Source organism: Streptomyces sp. NPDC049585 (assembly GCF_040675615.1).
Lineage (GTDB): Bacteria > Actinomycetota > Actinomycetes > Streptomycetales > Streptomycetaceae > Streptomyces > Streptomyces luteosporeus.
This window is the reverse complement of the sequence record NZ_JBFAPE010000009.1, coordinates 188,620-204,265: the sequence shown is the minus strand read 5'-3', so window position 1 is coordinate 204,265 and position 15,646 is coordinate 188,620. Positions and strand designations below refer to the sequence as shown.

Genomic DNA, 15,646 nt, shown 5'->3' with positions numbered 1-15,646 from the left:
CAGTCGGTTGAGATGTCGCAATCCCCACCGAGCCAGAAGGCCCTCACCCGTTCAAGCACCCAGCACGCGTGTCACCAACGTCCCGGGACAACACACCTAGGCCGTGTCCGGCGGATCTTCGTCACGCAGCCACCACGGCGCCCCGTAGGGGCGCGGGGAACTGCGCGACAAGCCACGACGCGCCCGCAGACGGGGTGCCGCGCTTCGCCCCCGGCGCGTCGACTGCGGGCCGTCACTGGCTGATCGCGCAGTTCCCCGCGCCCCTACGGGGCGCCTAGGACGGCCCGGCCAGTTCGGCCCAGACCGTCTTGCCCACGGCGCCCTCCTGCCGGGTGACCCCCCAGTCGAGGCAGGGTCGCTGCACGATGAACATGCCGTGGCCGCCCGGCCGCCCCGCCCGGTGCGGGCTGCGCGGGGTCGGGGTGCCGGCGCCCAGGTCGCTGACCTCCAGCCGCACGACCTTGCCCGAACGGCTGACGCACAGCTCCTCGGGGCCGTCGGCGTGCAGGCAGGCGTTGGTGACGAGCTCGGAGACCACCAGCAGGACGTCCTCGGCCGCCGCCCGGTGGTCCGCCGTGGCCGCGGGCAGCCAGCCCCAGTCGTACAGGGCCTGCCGGGTGAAGTCGCGGGAGAGCGGCACGGCGCCGCCGACCCCCACGAGGCGAAGCCGGCGGGCTGCCCGTGCGGCCGGTGCCGGGGAGCCGGCGGAAGCGGGGCCTCCCTGCTCCCGGCCCGGTCCGTCCGGCGGTGGGCACGCCCGGGTGGTGCTCATCAGCGCTTCACCTCACCGATTCACCTATACGTACACGAACATCTTCCACGGATTTCAGCTGTCTCCTGCCCGCCGGAATCGGAGGAACACCATCGGATTGCGGCGGGACCCTGTGAGCAGGGCAACGGAACCAGCGCGACCTCTTACTCGGCCAGGGCGGAGTCGAGCGTGTCGTGCACGGTGAAGACGGCCCCGGCGCCCGTGATCTCGAACACGCGAGCGACAACGGGGGTCATGGCGGCGAGGTGGACGGAGCCGCCCGCGGACTCCGCGATCATCCGGGCGGCGAGCAGGACGTTCAGTCCCGTGGAGTCGCAGAAGTCGAGCCGTGAGCAGTCGACCACGATGCGTGCGCCACTCTGTCCGGCGCACTCCTCCAAAGGCTCGCGCAACAGCTCCGCCGTGTGGTGATCGAGCTCACCCGAAGGCGAGACGACCGTGCTGGCCCCCTGGCGCCGGACCTCCACATGCAGCCGGCCCCTGCTGGCGTTGCCGACCATCCCGCGATCCATGCGCTCCCCTTCGTGCCTTTGTCCTGTGCCCGCGTGGCGCTTGAAGAATCCCCCCGGAACACTACGCCTTCCCTACGCCCGTCCGGAAGCTGAACTTCCGCCAAAGCTGGCGAATATGGACATAAAGGACTTGCCATCGGGAGGTGAAGACCGGTAGGGCTAGAGGGTCACATCCACCACGGACGGCTTCGGAGGCGCCGCAAACCGCAGCAAAGAGGTCACGGCACCGGCTGCCATATGCCGAGAATGATGGAGGAGACCCATGTCACCCCGGCTCGACGAAAAGCATTCCGAGACGGAAGCCGCCTCGTCGACTACCCCGTTCGAGCACGATGAACCCGGCCTCGCCGGGCTCCCCGAGATCCCCCCGTACGACGAGGTGGGCGCCGTCGACGCGCGCGCCCTTTCGAAGACGCTCTTCGCGCGTCTCGCGTCGCTCGAAGAGGGCACCCACGAATACGCGTACGTACGCAACACCCTCGTCGAACTCAACCTGGCCCTGGTGAAGTTCGCTGCCTCACGGTTCCGCACCCGCAGTGAACCGATGGAGGACATCGTCCAGGTGGGCACCATCGGCCTCATCAAGGCCATCGACCGCTTCGAGCTCAGCCGCGGCGTCGAGTTCCCCACCTTCGCCATGCCGACCATCATCGGCGAGATCAAGCGGTTCTTCCGCGACACGAGCTGGTCGGTGCGCGTGCCCCGGCGGCTGCAGGAGCTCCGGCTCGACCTGGCCAAGGCCGGCGACGAACTCGCCCAGCAGCTCGACCGCTCGCCCACCGTCGGCGAACTCGCCGAGCGGCTCGGCATCTCCGAGGACGAGGTCCTCGAAGGCATGGCCGCGAGCAACGCCTACACCGCCAGCTCCCTCGACGCCCAGTCCGAGGAGGACGAGCCCGAGGGCGCGCTGTCCGACCGCATCGGCTACGAGGACCACGGGCTGGAGGGCATCGAGTACGTCGAGTCCCTCAAGCCCCTCATCGCCGAACTCCCGCCCCGGGACCGGCGGATACTCTCCCTGCGCTTCGTCGCCAACATGACGCAGTCGGAGATCGGCGACGAGCTGGGCATCTCGCAGATGCACGTCTCGCGCCTGCTCTCGCGCACTCTCGTCAAGCTGCGCAGAGGGCTGCTGACGGAGGATTAGCGGCCGGCGGCGGTCATCACCGCTTCGTGTGCGTCGCACGGGAATCGATCGTCCCGTGCGGCGCACGCGGTGTGCCCGCGCGGCATAGCGTGGTCGTCATGACGAACAACGCTGTCAACAGCAACCCGTTCAATCTCCGTGTCATCGAGGAGTTCCGCAGGAACGAGGGCCGCGTCGGCGGCCCCTTCGCCGGCAGGAACCTGCTGCTGCTCACCACGCGCGGTGCCCGCAGCGGACTGCTGCGCACCACGCCGCTGGTCTACCTCCCCCACGACGGGCAACTGATCGTCTTCGCCTCCAACGGCGGCTCCCCCACCGCGCCCGGCTGGTACCACAACCTGGTGGCGGTGCCCGAGGCGACCGTCGAGGTGGGCACCGAGCGCCACGCCGTACGCGCCCGGTTCCTGGAAGGGCCGCAGGCCGAGGAGGCGTGGACCCTTCAGATAGCCGTCGACCCCTCCTTCGCCGACTTCAGGGAGCGGGCGGCACGCGGCGGACGGGAGGTCCCCGTCGTGGCACTGGAGCGCACCGCCGGCTGAACCCCGTCCTCGCCCCGCGGGCCGAGCGGGGCGAGGGCCAGCAGGAAGAGCAGCCCGCCGACCGGGATCAGGTCCAAGGTGGCCGCCGTGACCACCACGCCGGCCACCACGGCGACCGGCCGCCACGGTGCGATCGCGCGCTGCGCCGCCAACTGCACGAGCAGTAGCACCAGTCCGACGTAGAAGAGCACCGGGCCGACCGTGTAGACGACCGGCATCACGCCCGGGACGCTCTGGACGTGCGCGAAGAGGCGGTCCATGGTGGCGCGGTCGGCGGAGCAGTACGCGACGGCGAGGTCGACGGCCGCCTGCACGGCACCGGCGGCCGCACCGGCCAGGCCCACGACGGCGCCGGACGCGGCCAGGGCGCGCGCCACCGGGCCCCGGCCCCGGGCCGCCCGGTCGCGCAGCCCGGCGAACACGGGGACGAACAGCAGCAGGCCCGCCAGCAGCGCCAGGTGCCCCAGCGACCAGTCCGGGCCCGGGCCGTGCCGGTCGTCGATCAGGCGCAGCAGGCCGTAGGCCACCATGCACAGCGGTCCGGCGGTGAAGGCCGCCCGTCCCCACGTCGTGTTCCTCATGGGAAAGGATCCTTCCGGCCCGCGGCGCCCCCGGCCTCCGGGAACACCCCTGATGCGACCCCGAGTCAGCCCCGAGGCGACCCGTGGGCCAAGGCGCCGCCGCGCCACACCGCCGAGACCAGCGGGACGCCGGGGCGGTAGGCGAGGTGGACGTGCGAGGGGGCGTCCAGCAGCGCCAGGTCGGCCCGGGCGCCCGGGGTCAGCCGGCCGATGTCCTCGCGTCGCAGGGCGGCCGCGCCGCCGGCCGTGGCGGACCACAGGGCCTCGTCGGGGGTCATGCCCATGTCGCGCACCGCGAGCGCGATGCAGAACGGCATCGAACTGGTGAAGGACGAACCGGGGTTGCAGTCCGTGGACAGCGCGACCGTCACGCCCGCGTCCAGCAGCCGTCGCGCGTCGGGCCACTGGGCGCGGGTGGAGAACTCGGCACCCGGCAGGAGCGTGGCGACGGTGGTGCCGGACGCCAGCGCGTCGACGTCGGCGTCGCTCAGGTGGGTGCAGTGGTCGGCGGAGGCGGCACCGAGCTCGACGGCCAGCTGCACACCGGGGCCGTGGCCGAGCTGGTTGGCGTGCACGCGCGGGACCAGGCCGCGGGCCATGCCGGCGGTCAGCACCGCCCGCGCCTGGTCGCCGTCGAAGGCGCCCCGCTCGCAGAAGACGTCGACCCACCGGGCGTGCGGCGCGCAGGCGTCGAGCATCCCGCCCGTGACGAGCTCGACGTAGCCCGCCGGGTCGTCGGCGAACTCCGGGGCGACGACGTGGGCGCCGAGGTAGGTGACCTCGTCCGTGTGCGCCGCGGCGATGCGCAGCGCCCGCGCCTCGTCCGCGGTGGTCAGGCCGTACCCCGACTTGGTCTCCAGGGTGGTGGTGCCCTGACGCAGCGCCTCGTCGAGGTAGCGCAGGAGGTTGGCCTCCAGCTGCTCGTCGGTGGCGGCGCGGGTGGCGGCGACGGTGGTGCGGATGCCGCCGGCGGTGTAGCCGCGCCCGGACATACGGGCGTTGAACTCGGCGGTGCGGTCCCCGGCGAAGACCAGGTGGGAGTGGGAGTCGACGAAGCCGGGGACGACGGCCCGGCCGCCGGCGTCGACGGCGTTGTCAGTGGCGGGTGCTTTGCTTGACGCACCGATCCACACGACGCGGTCGCCGTCGACGACGACCGCCGCGTCCTGGATCAGGCCGAGGGGGCCTTCGCCGAGGGAGGGGTCGTTGGTGACGAGACTGCTGATGTTGATGATTGCCGTGCTCATGCTTGCTCCGGTCCTCGGCGTCAGCCGTACAGGGCGGCGATCGACTCGGCCAGGGTCCGCGGCACGTCGGGCACGAGCCGGTGCTCCCCGTCCCGTACGACGTGCCGGCCCCCCACCACCGTGTGCCGGACGTCCGCTGCGGTCGCCGCGAATACGGCCGTCTCGGCGCCCAGCAGCGCGGGCGGTCCTGCCGTACGGACCGAGTCCAGCGCGATCGTCGTGAAGTCCGCGAGCGCGCCCGCCCCGATCCGGCCGGCGTCGTCCCAGCCGAGCGAGGCGTGGCCGTCGGCGGTGGCGGCGCGCAGCAGGGCGGCCGCCGTCCAGTGACCGCGGGTGCGGGTGCGCAGGCGCTCGTCGAGCTCCATGGCGCGGGCCTCTTCGAACAGGTCGATGACGGCGTGGCTGTCGCTGCCCAGTGACAGCGGGCTGCCGGCCCGCTGGAGGGCGACCGCCGGTCCGATGCCGTCGGCGAGGTCGCGTTCGGTGGTCGGGCACATGCAGGTGCCCGTGCGCGAGCCGCCGAGCAGCGCGACGTCCTCGTCCGTGAGGTGCGTGGCGTGCACGGCCGTGGTGCGCGGGCCGAGGACACCGTGGTCGGCCAGCAGCCGGGTGGGGGTGCGGCCGTGCGCGGCGCGGCAGGCATCGTTCTCGGCGGTCTGCTCGGACAGGTGCACGTGCAGCGGCGCCTCGTGCCGGGCGGCCCAGTCGGCGACGATCGCCAGCTGGTCGGCCGGCACGGCCCGCACGGAGTGCACGGCCGCGCCGATGCGCGCGTGCTCGGCAGGCTTGAGCCCACCGGCCCGCTCGGCCCAGGCCTCGGCGGTGCCGTCGCAGAAGCGCAGCTGGTGCGCGTTCGGCGGCTCCCCGAAGCCGGAGGAGAGATAGGCGGTGTCGAGGAGGGTGATGCGGATGCCGGCCTCGGCCGCGGCGGCGATCAGGGCCTCGCCCATGGCATTGGGCTCGGCGTAGCGGGTGCCGCCGGGGGCGTGGTGGAGGTAGTGGAATTCCCCGACGGAGGTGATGCCGGCGAGGGCCATCTCGGCGTAGACGGCACGGGCGAGGGCGAAGTAGCCGTCGGGCGTGAGCCGGTCGGCCACCCCGTACATCACCTCGCGCCACGTCCAGAACGTCCCGTTGCCCGCCTGGGTGCGGGCGCGCAGGGCGCGGTGGAAGGCGTGGCTGTGCGCGTTCGCGAGCCCCGGCAGGGTCAGGCCGCGCAGGGGTACCGCGCCCGGCGGCGGGGCCGGTACGGCCGTGCGCACGGCCGTGATGCGGCCGTCCGCCACCTCGATGACCACGCCGTCCTCGACCGCCGGGTCGAGCCACGCGTGCTCCGCCCAGTACGTCACCTGCACGCGAGCCCCTCCAGTACGTCGGCGAGTGCGGCCACCCCGGCCACGCAGTCGTCCTCGGTGGCCGTCTCGGCCGGCGAATGGGAGACACCGGTGGGATTGCGCACGAACAGCATGGCGGTGGGCACGGCGGCCGACAGGATACCGGCGTCGTGGCCGGCGCCCGTGGGCAGCACGGGCACGCCGCCCAGCAGCTTCGCCAGCTCGTCGCGCAGGCCGTGCGCGAACTCCACGACCGGCGTGAAGGACTCCCGCGTCACCGTCACCTCGACCCCGTCGCGGGCCCCGCGCTCGGTCGCGGCCCGCTCGATCTCGGCGACCACGGCCGCCAGCGTCTCCTCGTCGGCGGCGCGCGAGTCCAGCCAGCCGCGCACCAGGGAGGCGATGGCGTTGACGCCGTTCGGCTCCACGGCGACCTTGCCGAACGTCGCCAGGGCACCCGCCAGGTGCGCCTTCTTCCGTGCGGCCAGCACGGTGTTGGCGTACGTCAGCATCGGATCCCGGCGGTCCTCGATACGGGTGGTGCCGGCGTGGTTCGCCTCGCCCCGGAAGTCGAAGCGCCAGCGGCCGTGCGGCCAGATCGCGGAGGCGACACCCACCGCGTGCGGCGTCCCGGCCAGGGCCCGGCCCTGCTCGACGTGCAGCTCGACGAAGGCGCCGATGCGGGCGAGGCGCTCGGGGTCCGCTCCGATGGCGTCCGGGTCGTAGCCGGCACGCTCCATCGCCTGCGGCAGGCTGACGCCGTCCGCGTCCCGCAGCTCGCGGGCCGCCTGCGGCGTCAGCTGCCCGGCGGTCAGCCGGGAGCCGACGCAGGCCAGCCCGAAGCGGGCGCCCTCCTCGTCACCGAAGTTCACGACGGCCAGGGGTCGGGTGGGCGCCGCGCCGCGGGCCCGCAGCTCGTCGAGGGCGGCGAAGGACGACACGACGCCGAGGGGGCCGTCGAAGGCGCCGCCGTCGGGGACGGAGTCCAGGTGCGAGCCCGTCACGACGGCGTCGCCGGCGGCGGGGTCGCCGAGCCAGGCCCACTGATTGCCGTTGCGGTCGACCTCGTAGGTCAGGCCGCGCTGTTCCGCTTGCGAGCGGAACCAGCTCCGGCAGTCGCCGTCGGCGCCGGTCCAGGCGAAGCGGCGGTAGCCGCCGCTGTCGGAGCTCCGCCCGATGGGCGCGAGGTCCCGCCACATCTCGTGGAAGGAGGACCCGCCTGTGGCGGGCCTTTCCCCCGCCCCGCGCGGCACCATCCCGGGGCCCGGGTGGGCCGTGCCTTCGTGGTCCGGTGCGGCCCGGTGGTCGGGTTGTGCCCACCCTCCCCCGGCTACCGCTGGGAGGTGCCCCCATCGCCCTGCGGAACGATTGCCCACAACCCCGTTGGGCCCGGGGTCCGGGGCGGAGCCCCGGTTTCGGGAAGGGGCGGGGTCGGGGAAAGAACCGTCGGTCACTCGCCCTCCCGCATGGGAATGCGCACCCCGCGGTCCTCGGCCACCGTCTCCGCGATGTCGTAGCCCGCATCGACGTGGCGGATGACGCCCATTCCGGGGTCGTTCGTCAGGACGCGGCGGATCTTCTCGCCCGCCAGGGCCGTGCCGTCGGCCACCGTGACCTGGCCGGCGTGGAGGGAGCGGCCCATGCCGACGCCGCCGCCGTGGTGGAGGGAGACCCAGGACGCGCCCGACGCGACGTTGACCATGGCGTTGAGCAGCGGCCAGTCCGCGATGGCGTCGGAGCCGTCGAGCATGGCTTCGGTCTCGCGGTAGGGCGAGGCGACGGAGCCGCAGTCGAGGTGGTCGCGGCCGATGACGACGGGGGCGGAGAGTTCGCCGCTGGCGACCATGTCGTTGAAGCGTTCGCCCGCGCGGTCGCGTTCGCCGTAGCCGAGCCAGCAGATGCGGGCGGGCAGGCCCTGGAAGTGGACGCGTTCGCCGGCCATCTTGATCCAGCGGGCGAGGGACTCGTTCTCGGGGAAGAGGTCGAGGATGGCGCGGTCGGTGGCGGCGATGTCCTTGGGGTCGCCCGACAGCGCGGCCCAGCGGAAGGGGCCCTTGCCCTCGCAGAAGAGGGGCCGGATGTAGGCGGGGACGAAGCCGGGGAAGGCGAAGGCGCGCTCGTAGCCGGCGAGCTGGGCTTCGCCGCGGATGGAGTTGCCGTAGTCGAAGACCTCGGCGCCGGCGTCCTGGAAGCCGACCATGGCCTCGACGTGCCGGGCCATCGACTCGCGCGCCCGGGTGGTGAAGTCGGCGGGCTTCTCGGCCGCGTAGGTGGCCATCTCGTCGAAGGGGATGCCGATGGGGAGGTAGGCCAGCGGGTCGTGGGCGGAGGTCTGGTCGGTGACGATGTCGATGGGCGCGTTCATCGCCAGCAGCTGCGGGACGAGCTCGGCGGCGTTGCCGAGAACGCCGATGGACAGCGGGCGGCGGGCGTCGCGGGCCTCGACGGCGAGCTGGAGGGCGTGGTCGAGGGAGTCGGCCTTGACGTCGAGGTAGCGGTGTTCGATGCGGCGCTCGATGGCGCGGGGGTCGCAGTCGATACAGATGGCGACGCCGTCGTTCATGGTGACGGCGAGGGGCTGGGCGCCGCCCATGCCGCCGAGGCCGGCGGTGAGGGTGATGGTGCCGGCGAGGGTGCCGCCGAACTTCTTGGCGGCGACGGCCGCGAAGGTCTCGTAGGTGCCCTGGAGGATGCCCTGGGTGCCGATGTAGATCCAGGAGCCGGCCGTCATCTGGCCGTACATGGTCAGGCCGAGGGCCTCCAGGCGCCGGAACTCCTCCCAGTTGGCCCAGTCGCCGACGAGGTTGGAGTTGGCGATGAGGACGCGCGGGGCCCACTCGTGGGTCTGCATGACGCCGACCGGGCGGCCGGACTGGACGAGCATGGTCTCGTCCTGCTTCAGCGACTGGAGCGTGCGGACCATGGCGTCGAAGGAGCGCCAGTCGCGGGCGGCCTTGCCGGTGCCGCCGTAGACGACGAGCTTGTCGGGGTGCTCGGCGACCTCCGGGTCGAGGTTGTTCTGCAGCATGCGCAGTGCGGCTTCCTGCTGCCAGCCCCGGGCGCTCAGCTCGGTGCCTCGGGGTGCTCGCACGGGTCGCGGTCCGGACATGGGGCCCTGCCTCCCTGGCTCTGAATAGAACACTGCACAGTCTGGGTGGCTGAATACTGCTAGTCAACAGGGTGGGCCGGGCACATCAAGCCGTGTGGAGACGCAGAGCGCGGCAGGACGCCGGGACGCGGCCGTGCGGGCCGCCGTGGGGCAGGGCATCGTCGGGGAGGGCCGGCCGGTCGCCGGACTGCTGGACGTGCGGGGCATCCGGCAGGCCGCGGCCGGCCTGCGGGAGGCGTTCGCGCAGGTGGGGGCGGGGGACGCGCTGCACGCGTTCGCGGTGAAGGCCGCACCGCTGGTGCCGGTGCTGCGGCTGCTGGCGGACGAGGGCCTGGGCGCGGAGGTCGCCAGCCCCGGTGAGCTGGCGGTGGCGCGGGCCGCCGGGGTGCCGGCGGAGCGGATCGTCGTGGACTCCCCCGCCAAGACCACCGCGGAGCTGCGCGAGGCGCTCGCCTCGGGTCTGGCGGTCAACGCCGACAACCCCCAGGAGCTCGCCCGGCTCGACGCGCTGGTCGCAGCCCTGCCGGGGGCCGTCCCACCGCTCGGCCTGCGCATCAACCCGCAGGTCGGCGGCGGCAGCATCGGGGCGCTGAGCACGGCGACGGCGACGTCGAAGTTCGGGGTGGGGCTGCGCGACCCGGGGGCGCGGGAGTGGGTGGTGCGCGCCTACGCCGAGCGTCCCTGGCTCACCCGCGTCCACGCCCACACCGGCTCCCAGGGCTGCCCCCTGGAGCTGCTGGCGGAGGGCGTACGGGCCGTGTACGAGCTGGCGGAGGAGATCAACGCCGCGGCGGGCGAGCGGCGGGTGCGCACCGTGGACATCGGCGGCGGTCTGCCGGTGAACTTCGCCTCCGACGAGGTCGACCCCACCCACCGGGCGTACGCCCGGCTGCTGGCCCGGACCGTGCCCGGCCTGTTCGACGGGCGCTACGGCCTGGTCACCGAGTTCGGCCGGTCCCTGCTGGCGAAGAACGGCGTGATCGTGGCCCGGGTGGAGTACACGAAGTCGGCGGGCGGTCGCCGGATCGCGGTGACGCACGCGGGCGCCCAGGTGGCCTCGCGCACGGTGTTCGACCCCGGGTCCTGGCCGCTGCGCGTGGCGGCGTACGACGCGGTGGGCCGGCCCCGCACGGGCGCGCCCGTGGTGCAGGACGTGGCCGGCCCCTGCTGCTTCGCGGGCGACCTGGTCGCGACCGGCCGCCCGCTGCCGCCGCTGGAGGCCGGGGACCATGTGGCGCTCCTCGACACCGGCGCGTACTACTTCGCGCACCACTACGCGTACAACACGCTCCCCCGTCCGGGGGTTTACGGCTATGTCTGCGACGAACAGGGTGTGCGTTTCGCTCCCGTGCGCCCCCCGCAGTCGCTCGACGAGCTCGTGGCCGAGAACGGCGCCGGGCACGCCGCGGGGCTCAGCGCGCTGCGCTGACCACCGCGCCGCCCGTGGTCGGGCGGGTACGGCGCCGGGCACCGCCGGGCAGGGCGTCGCCGGCGGCGAGCCCGGTGGCGAACCAGCCGCTGACGGCGGCCGCGACCGGGCTGCCCTGGGCACGCTCGGTACGCACCCACAGCAGGGCGTCCGCGCGGCGCTCCACGCTCCCCAGCCACAGGGCCTTCGCCCACAGACCGACGCCCAGCCCGGCCAGTCCCAGACCCACCGCGGCGGGCACGGCGAAGGACGAGCCGACCGCGACCAGGAAGGCGACGGCCAGCCACCAGCGGCGCGCCCGCCGCCAGTTGCGCAGCGAAACGGCGCGGTCCTGCAGGTAGACCGAGCGCCCGGCGCGCTCGGCGCCGCCCGCCAGCTCGGTGTAGCGCCTGCGGCGCGCGAGGAACGCCACCGCCCCCGTGACCACGAACAGTCCCGCGCCCGCCAGCAACCCGATCCGGCGCCCGGTCAGCCCCGGCACCAGGGCACCGATGCCCGCACCCAGGGCCCCGAGCCAGAACAGCCAGCGGGCCGGCGCCCGCACGATCACGGCCACGCGCGCCAGCGCATACGCTCCGCGACCCACGTCAGACCTCCTCGATCCATGCCTTGTCGGTGACAGTTGCCCGGCACGCTAGCCGACGTTTCTGAGGACGATCTGAGAGACGCCCGCCGTACTGGGCCAGTGGAGTCATACCCCGGTATCACGGGCGAGTTGGCACCCGCGTATGTCGTGTCGTCGTACGGGCGGTCCCTATGGTCGTCGTATCGACGGGTGACCGACGGCAGCGGAGGGATGCGCCATGCCGGTGAACGAGCGGGCCCTGCGCAGGCGGGCCGTGGTGGCGGCGGCCGCGCTGGCCCTGACCGGACTGCTCGGGGTCCGCGCGCCCCACGCCCACGCCGCCGCGGCGGACGTGCAGCTCCCGGCGCCCACCGGGCCGTACCCGGTGGGCACCACCGCCCGGCACCTGGTGGACACCTCCCGCACCGACCCCTGGCACCCCGGGCGCCACGCGCACCGCGAGGTCATGGTGAGCCTGTGGTACCCGGCGGCCCGGGAGGGCTGGCGCGCGGGCGGTCCCACCGCCCCGTACATGCAGCGGCGGGCGGCCGACCACTTCGGCCGGGGCACACCCCTGGGGGCCGTCGACTGGTCGGCCGTGCGCACCCACGCGCGCCCCGACGCGCCGGTGGCGCGCGGCAGCCGGGTGCGGCCCGTCCTGCTGTACTCCCCCGGGCTCGGCGACCCGCGCACCTGGAACACCTCGCTCGTCGAGGACCTCGCCTCCCGCGGCTACGTCGTCGTCACCGTCGACCACACCTACGATGCCTCCGAGGTCGCCCTCCCCGGCGGCCGGCTGGCCACCTCCGTCCTGCCCGCACTCGCCGCACGGCGCGACGTGGACCCCGCCGCGGTGCTGCGCAAGGCCATGCGGGCGCGGGTCGACGACCTGCGCTTCGTCCTCGACCGGCTCGGCGACCGGCGCGCCGCCCGCCTGCCGCACGCCCTGGCCGCCGCCATGGACCTGCGGCACGTGGGGGCGCTGGGACACTCCGCGGGCGGCTTCACGGCCGTCCAGGCGCTGTACGAGGACCGGCGCGTCGACGCCGCCGTCGACCTCGACGGCACCCTCGCCTTCCCCGGCCCCGGCGGCCTCTCCGCGGTCGCCCGCGCCGGCGTGCACCGGCCCCTGCTGCTGATGGGCACCGACGCGGCCGACTCCGGCCCCTACGACCACCAGCCGTCCTGGCTCGCCCTGTGGCGGCACTCGCACGGGGCGTGGAAGGGCAACGCGACGCTCACGGGCGCGGAGCACGGGGCGTACACGGATGCGACGGTGGTGCTGCCGCAGCTGGCGCGACGGGGGCTGATCCCGTGGGACACGGTGCGGGAGGCGGTGGGCACGGTGCGGCCCGAACGGGCCGTGGGGGTCACGCGGGCGTACGTGGCGGCCTTCTTCGACCGCTTCCTGCGCGGGGGCGGCCCCCTGCCCCATTTCCCCGAGCTCCGGGAGCGGTAGCGCCTGCGGCGGGCTGATCCCCGGCCCCGCCGTCCGGCTGCCGCCGCGTGGGCGCGACACGGCACCCCGTCTCGGGCGCGTCGTGGCTTGCCGCGCCCACACGGCGGCAGCCGCAGATCGACAACGCCCGCGCCCCTGCGGGGCGCCCCGTAGGGGCGCGGGGAACTGCGCGATCGGCCATCGACGGCCCGCAGTCGACGCGGCGGCAGCCGCAGATCCTGCGCCGCCCCGCGCCCCTACGGGGCGAGCGTGGCCGGCCGGGCTGAAGGGTGCACGCCGGTGGGCACCGTCACTCCACGAACAAGCCCCGCGCAGCGGCCCGCGCATCGAATTCCTCCAGCCGCGCCTGCGCGTCCGGCAGCGCGTCGCACATCGCTTCGAGCAGCACCCGCCCCAGCAGCATCGGCGCGCACGCCGTGTCGAAGGCCAGGCCCGTGCCGACGGCCGCCGGGAGGAGGAGGTCGCTGTGGCGGGCCACGGGGGCGAAGGTGGAGTCGGCGACGGTGACGACCGTCAGGCCCGCGGCGCGGGCGTAGGCGAGGGCCTCGACGACCTCCCGCGGGTGTCGCGGCAGCGCGAAGCACAGCAGGGCACCGGCCCCCGCGCGGACTGCCCCGTCGATGCGGTCGGCGAGCAGCGTGCCGCCCTCGTCGAGGAGCCGGACGTCGGGGTGGACCTTGCGGGCGAAGTAGCAGAAGCCGGTGGCCTGGGCGGCGGCGGCGCGCAGGCCGAGGACGGGCAGGGGGCGGGAGGCGGCCAGGAGGCGGCCGGCGCGTTCGACGGGGGCGGGGTCGGCGAGCAGCCCGGCGAGGTGGCGGAGGTTGTCGATCTCGGCCTGGACGGCCTGCTGGTACTCGTTGGCGGAGGCGTCCTCCGCCGCCTCGGCGGTGGGGACGACGTCGCGCAGGTGGCGGCGCAGGGCGGGGTAGCCGTCGAAGCCGAGGGCGACGGCGAAGCGGGTGACGGAGGGCTGGCTGACGCCGGCGAGTTCGGCGAGTTCGACGCTGGAGAGGAAGGGCGCGTCGGCCGCTCGCCGCACCATGCAGTGGGCGATGCGCCGCTGGGTGGGGGTGAGCCGGTGGCCTTCGAAGAGTTTTTGGAGGCGTGCCGTGGCCTCCGGTTCACCGTTGGTCTCGCCCATCGGCCGGGCCCTCCTCGCCATTCACCGTTCACCATTCACACAGGAATCCTTCTGCATGAAATTATGCAGGGCGCTCAGAGCGGCGGCAGCAGCTTCTTCTGCGGCTTGCCCATGGCGTTGCGGGGCAGCGCCGACAGGAAGCGGATGCGGCGCGGCCGCTTGTGTACGGACAGGTGGGCGGCGACGAAGTCGATGAGCTCCCGCTCGCCGATCCCGTCGGCGACGACGTAGGCGACGATCTCCTGGCCCAGGTCGTCGTGGGGGACGCCGACGACGGCGGCCTCGCTGACGGCCGGGTGGTCCAGCAGCGCGTTCTCCACCTCGCCCGCGCCGACGCGGTATCCACCGGTCTTGATGAGGTCGGTGGAGGCGCGGCCGACGATGCGATGGGTGCCGTCCTCCTCGATGGTGGCGATGTCGCCGGTGCGGAACCACCCGTCGTCGGTGTGGGCGGCCGCGGTGGCCTCCGGGCGGCCGAGGTAGCCGGTGAAGAGGGTGGGGCCGCTGACCTCCAGTTCGCCGATGCCGCCGGAGACGGCGGCCAGGCGGGTGCGCACGCCGGGCAGCGGCACTCCGACCGCGCCGGGGCGGCGCTCGCCGTCGGCCCGGGCCGAGACGGTGATCAGGGTCTCGGTCATGCCGTAGCGCTCGACGGGGCGCTGCCCGGTGAGCGCTTCGAGGTCGCGGAAGACGGGGGCGGGCAGCGCGGCGCTGCCGGAGACCAGCAGCCGGGCGCCGGCCAGGACGCGGGCGGCCGAGGGGTCGCGCACGACGCGGGACCAGACGGTGGGCACGCCGAAGTACAGGCTGCCGCCGGCGGCCGCGTACGCCTGCGGGGTGGGGCGGCCGGTGTGCACCAGGCGGCACCCGGTGCGCAGGGCGCCCAGCACGCCGAGGACCAGGCCGTGCACGTGGAACAGCGGCAGTCCGTGCACGAGGGTGTCCTCGGCGGTCCACTGCCAGGCCTCGGCGAGACCGTCGAGGCCGGCGGCGATCGCACCGCGCGGGATGAGGGCGCCCTTGGGTGCCCCGGTCGTGCCGGAGGTGTAGAGCACGAAGGCGGTGGCCTTGGGGTCGGGTTCGGGGCCCGACCAGGACGCGCGGGCGCGGAGGTCTACGGGCTCGTCCTCGCCGAGGACGAGAGTGGCGCCCGAGTCGCGCAGGACGTGGTCGCGTTCGGCGGGCCCGGCGTCGGGGGGCAGCGGGACGACGGGCACGCCGGCCAGCAGTCCGCCGACGACGGCGACGACCGTCTCCAGTGCCGGTTCGGCGCGCACGGCGACGCTGTCCGCGCCCGCGATGCGGGAGGCCACCGCGCCCGCGGCGCCGAGGAGTTCCTCCCACGAGCAGGAGCGCCCGGCGATCGTCAGGGCGTCCGGCCGGTCGGCGACGGCGGGCGCCGAGAGGGCCGTCAGCAGGGGTGGGGTCACGGTCCGCTCCTTCCGGCCCCGCCGGCGCGGGGCACGTCCCGACCGTACCGGTGACGCACGCACCGGGAGCAGGGGGAACGGGGCGACGAACGCGGCACGGGGGCCGCCGCACCCCGGCCGGAGCCGGGGTCGGGACGACGGCGGTCCCCGCGCGGGGCACGGCCGGGGATCCGGGTACGGGCCCGGTCGGCCGCGCCCGGACGGCCTGGGGTCCGGGAGCCGCTCCGGAGCACCCGCCGCCGCGTCGGCGCTGCCGGCCCGGGGAGCGGGGCTCGCCCTTGCCGGCGAGCACCACTATGCCGGACCCGTGTTAAGTCCATGCTGCGCCCACGTGACGCATACGTACCTTTCACGGTCCGGCAGTTGGCCGGCGCGCGGCCG

14 protein-coding genes are annotated in these 15,646 nt (G+C 74.5%); 4 read left to right on the top strand and 10 right to left on the bottom strand.

Features of this window, described 5'->3' with window-relative positions; genetic code table 11:
• Positions 1 to 274: 274 nt before the first annotated feature.
• A complete protein-coding gene (locus tag AB0K17_RS13700; protein WP_365983063.1) occupies positions 275 to 772 on the bottom strand; it encodes an ATP-binding protein in 498 nt (165 codons plus the stop codon).
• A gap of 143 nt (positions 773 to 915) precedes the next feature.
• Positions 916 to 1,284 carry an STAS domain-containing protein gene (locus AB0K17_RS13695; protein WP_365965975.1) on the bottom strand — a complete coding sequence of 123 codons (369 nt, stop codon included), beginning with the start codon at positions 1,282 to 1,284 and terminating at the stop codon, positions 916 to 918.
• Between the two features lie 262 nt (positions 1,285 to 1,546).
• Between AB0K17_RS13695 and AB0K17_RS13690 the strand changes: the two genes are divergently transcribed.
• Both AB0K17_RS13690 and AB0K17_RS13685 read left to right on the top strand, forming a co-directional pair.
• Positions 1,547 to 2,431, top strand: coding sequence for an RNA polymerase sigma factor SigF (locus AB0K17_RS13690; RefSeq protein WP_365965976.1), 885 nt, complete (start codon positions 1,547 to 1,549; stop codon positions 2,429 to 2,431).
• Between the two features lie 98 nt (positions 2,432 to 2,529).
• A complete protein-coding gene (locus tag AB0K17_RS13685) occupies positions 2,530 to 2,970 on the top strand; it encodes a nitroreductase family deazaflavin-dependent oxidoreductase (RefSeq protein ID WP_365983062.1) in 441 nt (146 codons plus the stop codon).
• On the opposite strand, the gene AB0K17_RS13680 is transcribed toward AB0K17_RS13685, so the two are convergent.
• The 5 genes from AB0K17_RS13680 to hutU form a co-directional block, all read right to left on the bottom strand.
• Positions 2,871 to 3,551: a hypothetical protein gene (locus tag AB0K17_RS13680; RefSeq protein WP_365983061.1), complete on the bottom strand. Its 681-nt coding sequence runs from the start codon at positions 3,549 to 3,551 to the stop codon at positions 2,871 to 2,873. The two genes, AB0K17_RS13685 and AB0K17_RS13680, sit on opposite strands and share 100 nt — an antisense overlap.
• 65 nt (positions 3,552 to 3,616) lie before the next feature.
• Positions 3,617 to 4,798 carry an imidazolonepropionase gene (gene hutI, locus AB0K17_RS13675; RefSeq protein ID WP_365965979.1) on the bottom strand — a complete coding sequence of 394 codons (1,182 nt, stop codon included), beginning with the start codon at positions 4,796 to 4,798 and terminating at the stop codon, positions 3,617 to 3,619.
• Between the two features lie 20 nt (positions 4,799 to 4,818).
• Positions 4,819 to 6,153, bottom strand: a complete 1,335-nt coding sequence (locus AB0K17_RS13670; RefSeq protein WP_365983060.1) for a formimidoylglutamate deiminase — start codon at positions 6,151 to 6,153, stop codon at positions 4,819 to 4,821.
• Positions 6,144 to 7,388, bottom strand: a complete 1,245-nt coding sequence (locus AB0K17_RS13665; RefSeq protein WP_365983059.1) for an allantoate amidohydrolase — start codon at positions 7,386 to 7,388, stop codon at positions 6,144 to 6,146. The genes AB0K17_RS13670 and AB0K17_RS13665 overlap by 10 nt, the downstream gene beginning before the upstream one ends.
• Positions 7,389 to 7,582: 194 nt before the next feature.
• Positions 7,583 to 9,241 (bottom strand): urocanate hydratase, encoded by a 1,659-nt coding sequence (gene hutU / locus AB0K17_RS13660; protein WP_365965982.1) that lies wholly within the window; start codon positions 9,239 to 9,241, stop codon positions 7,583 to 7,585.
• Positions 9,242 to 9,335: 94 nt separating this feature from the next.
• Between hutU and AB0K17_RS13655 the strand changes: the two genes are divergently transcribed.
• The gene (locus tag AB0K17_RS13655) at positions 9,336 to 10,670 is read left to right on the top strand and encodes a diaminopimelate decarboxylase (RefSeq protein WP_365983058.1); all 1,335 of its coding nucleotides are present in this window, start codon (positions 9,336 to 9,338) and stop codon (positions 10,668 to 10,670) included.
• On the opposite strand, the gene AB0K17_RS13650 is transcribed toward AB0K17_RS13655, so the two are convergent.
• Entirely contained in the window at positions 10,654 to 11,256 is a 603-nt protein-coding gene (locus AB0K17_RS13650) for a hypothetical protein (RefSeq protein ID WP_365983057.1), read from the bottom strand. The genes AB0K17_RS13655 and AB0K17_RS13650 overlap by 17 nt on opposite strands.
• Positions 11,257 to 11,473: 217 nt before the next feature.
• Between AB0K17_RS13650 and AB0K17_RS13645 the strand changes: the two genes are divergently transcribed.
• The gene (locus AB0K17_RS13645) at positions 11,474 to 12,694 is read left to right on the top strand and encodes an esterase (RefSeq protein ID WP_365983056.1); all 1,221 of its coding nucleotides are present in this window, start codon (positions 11,474 to 11,476) and stop codon (positions 12,692 to 12,694) included.
• Positions 12,695 to 12,983: 289 nt separating this feature from the next.
• Here the strand turns inward: AB0K17_RS13645 and AB0K17_RS13640 are convergent, their stop codons facing one another.
• On the bottom strand, positions 12,984 to 13,835 hold the full coding sequence (locus AB0K17_RS13640; RefSeq protein ID WP_365983055.1) for a MurR/RpiR family transcriptional regulator: 852 nt from the start codon (positions 13,833 to 13,835) through the stop codon (positions 12,984 to 12,986).
• 74 nt (positions 13,836 to 13,909) lie between these two features.
• A complete protein-coding gene (locus AB0K17_RS13635; RefSeq protein ID WP_365983054.1) occupies positions 13,910 to 15,265 on the bottom strand; it encodes an acyl-CoA synthetase in 1,356 nt (451 codons plus the stop codon).
• Between the last annotated feature and the right edge of the window lie 381 nt (positions 15,266 to 15,646).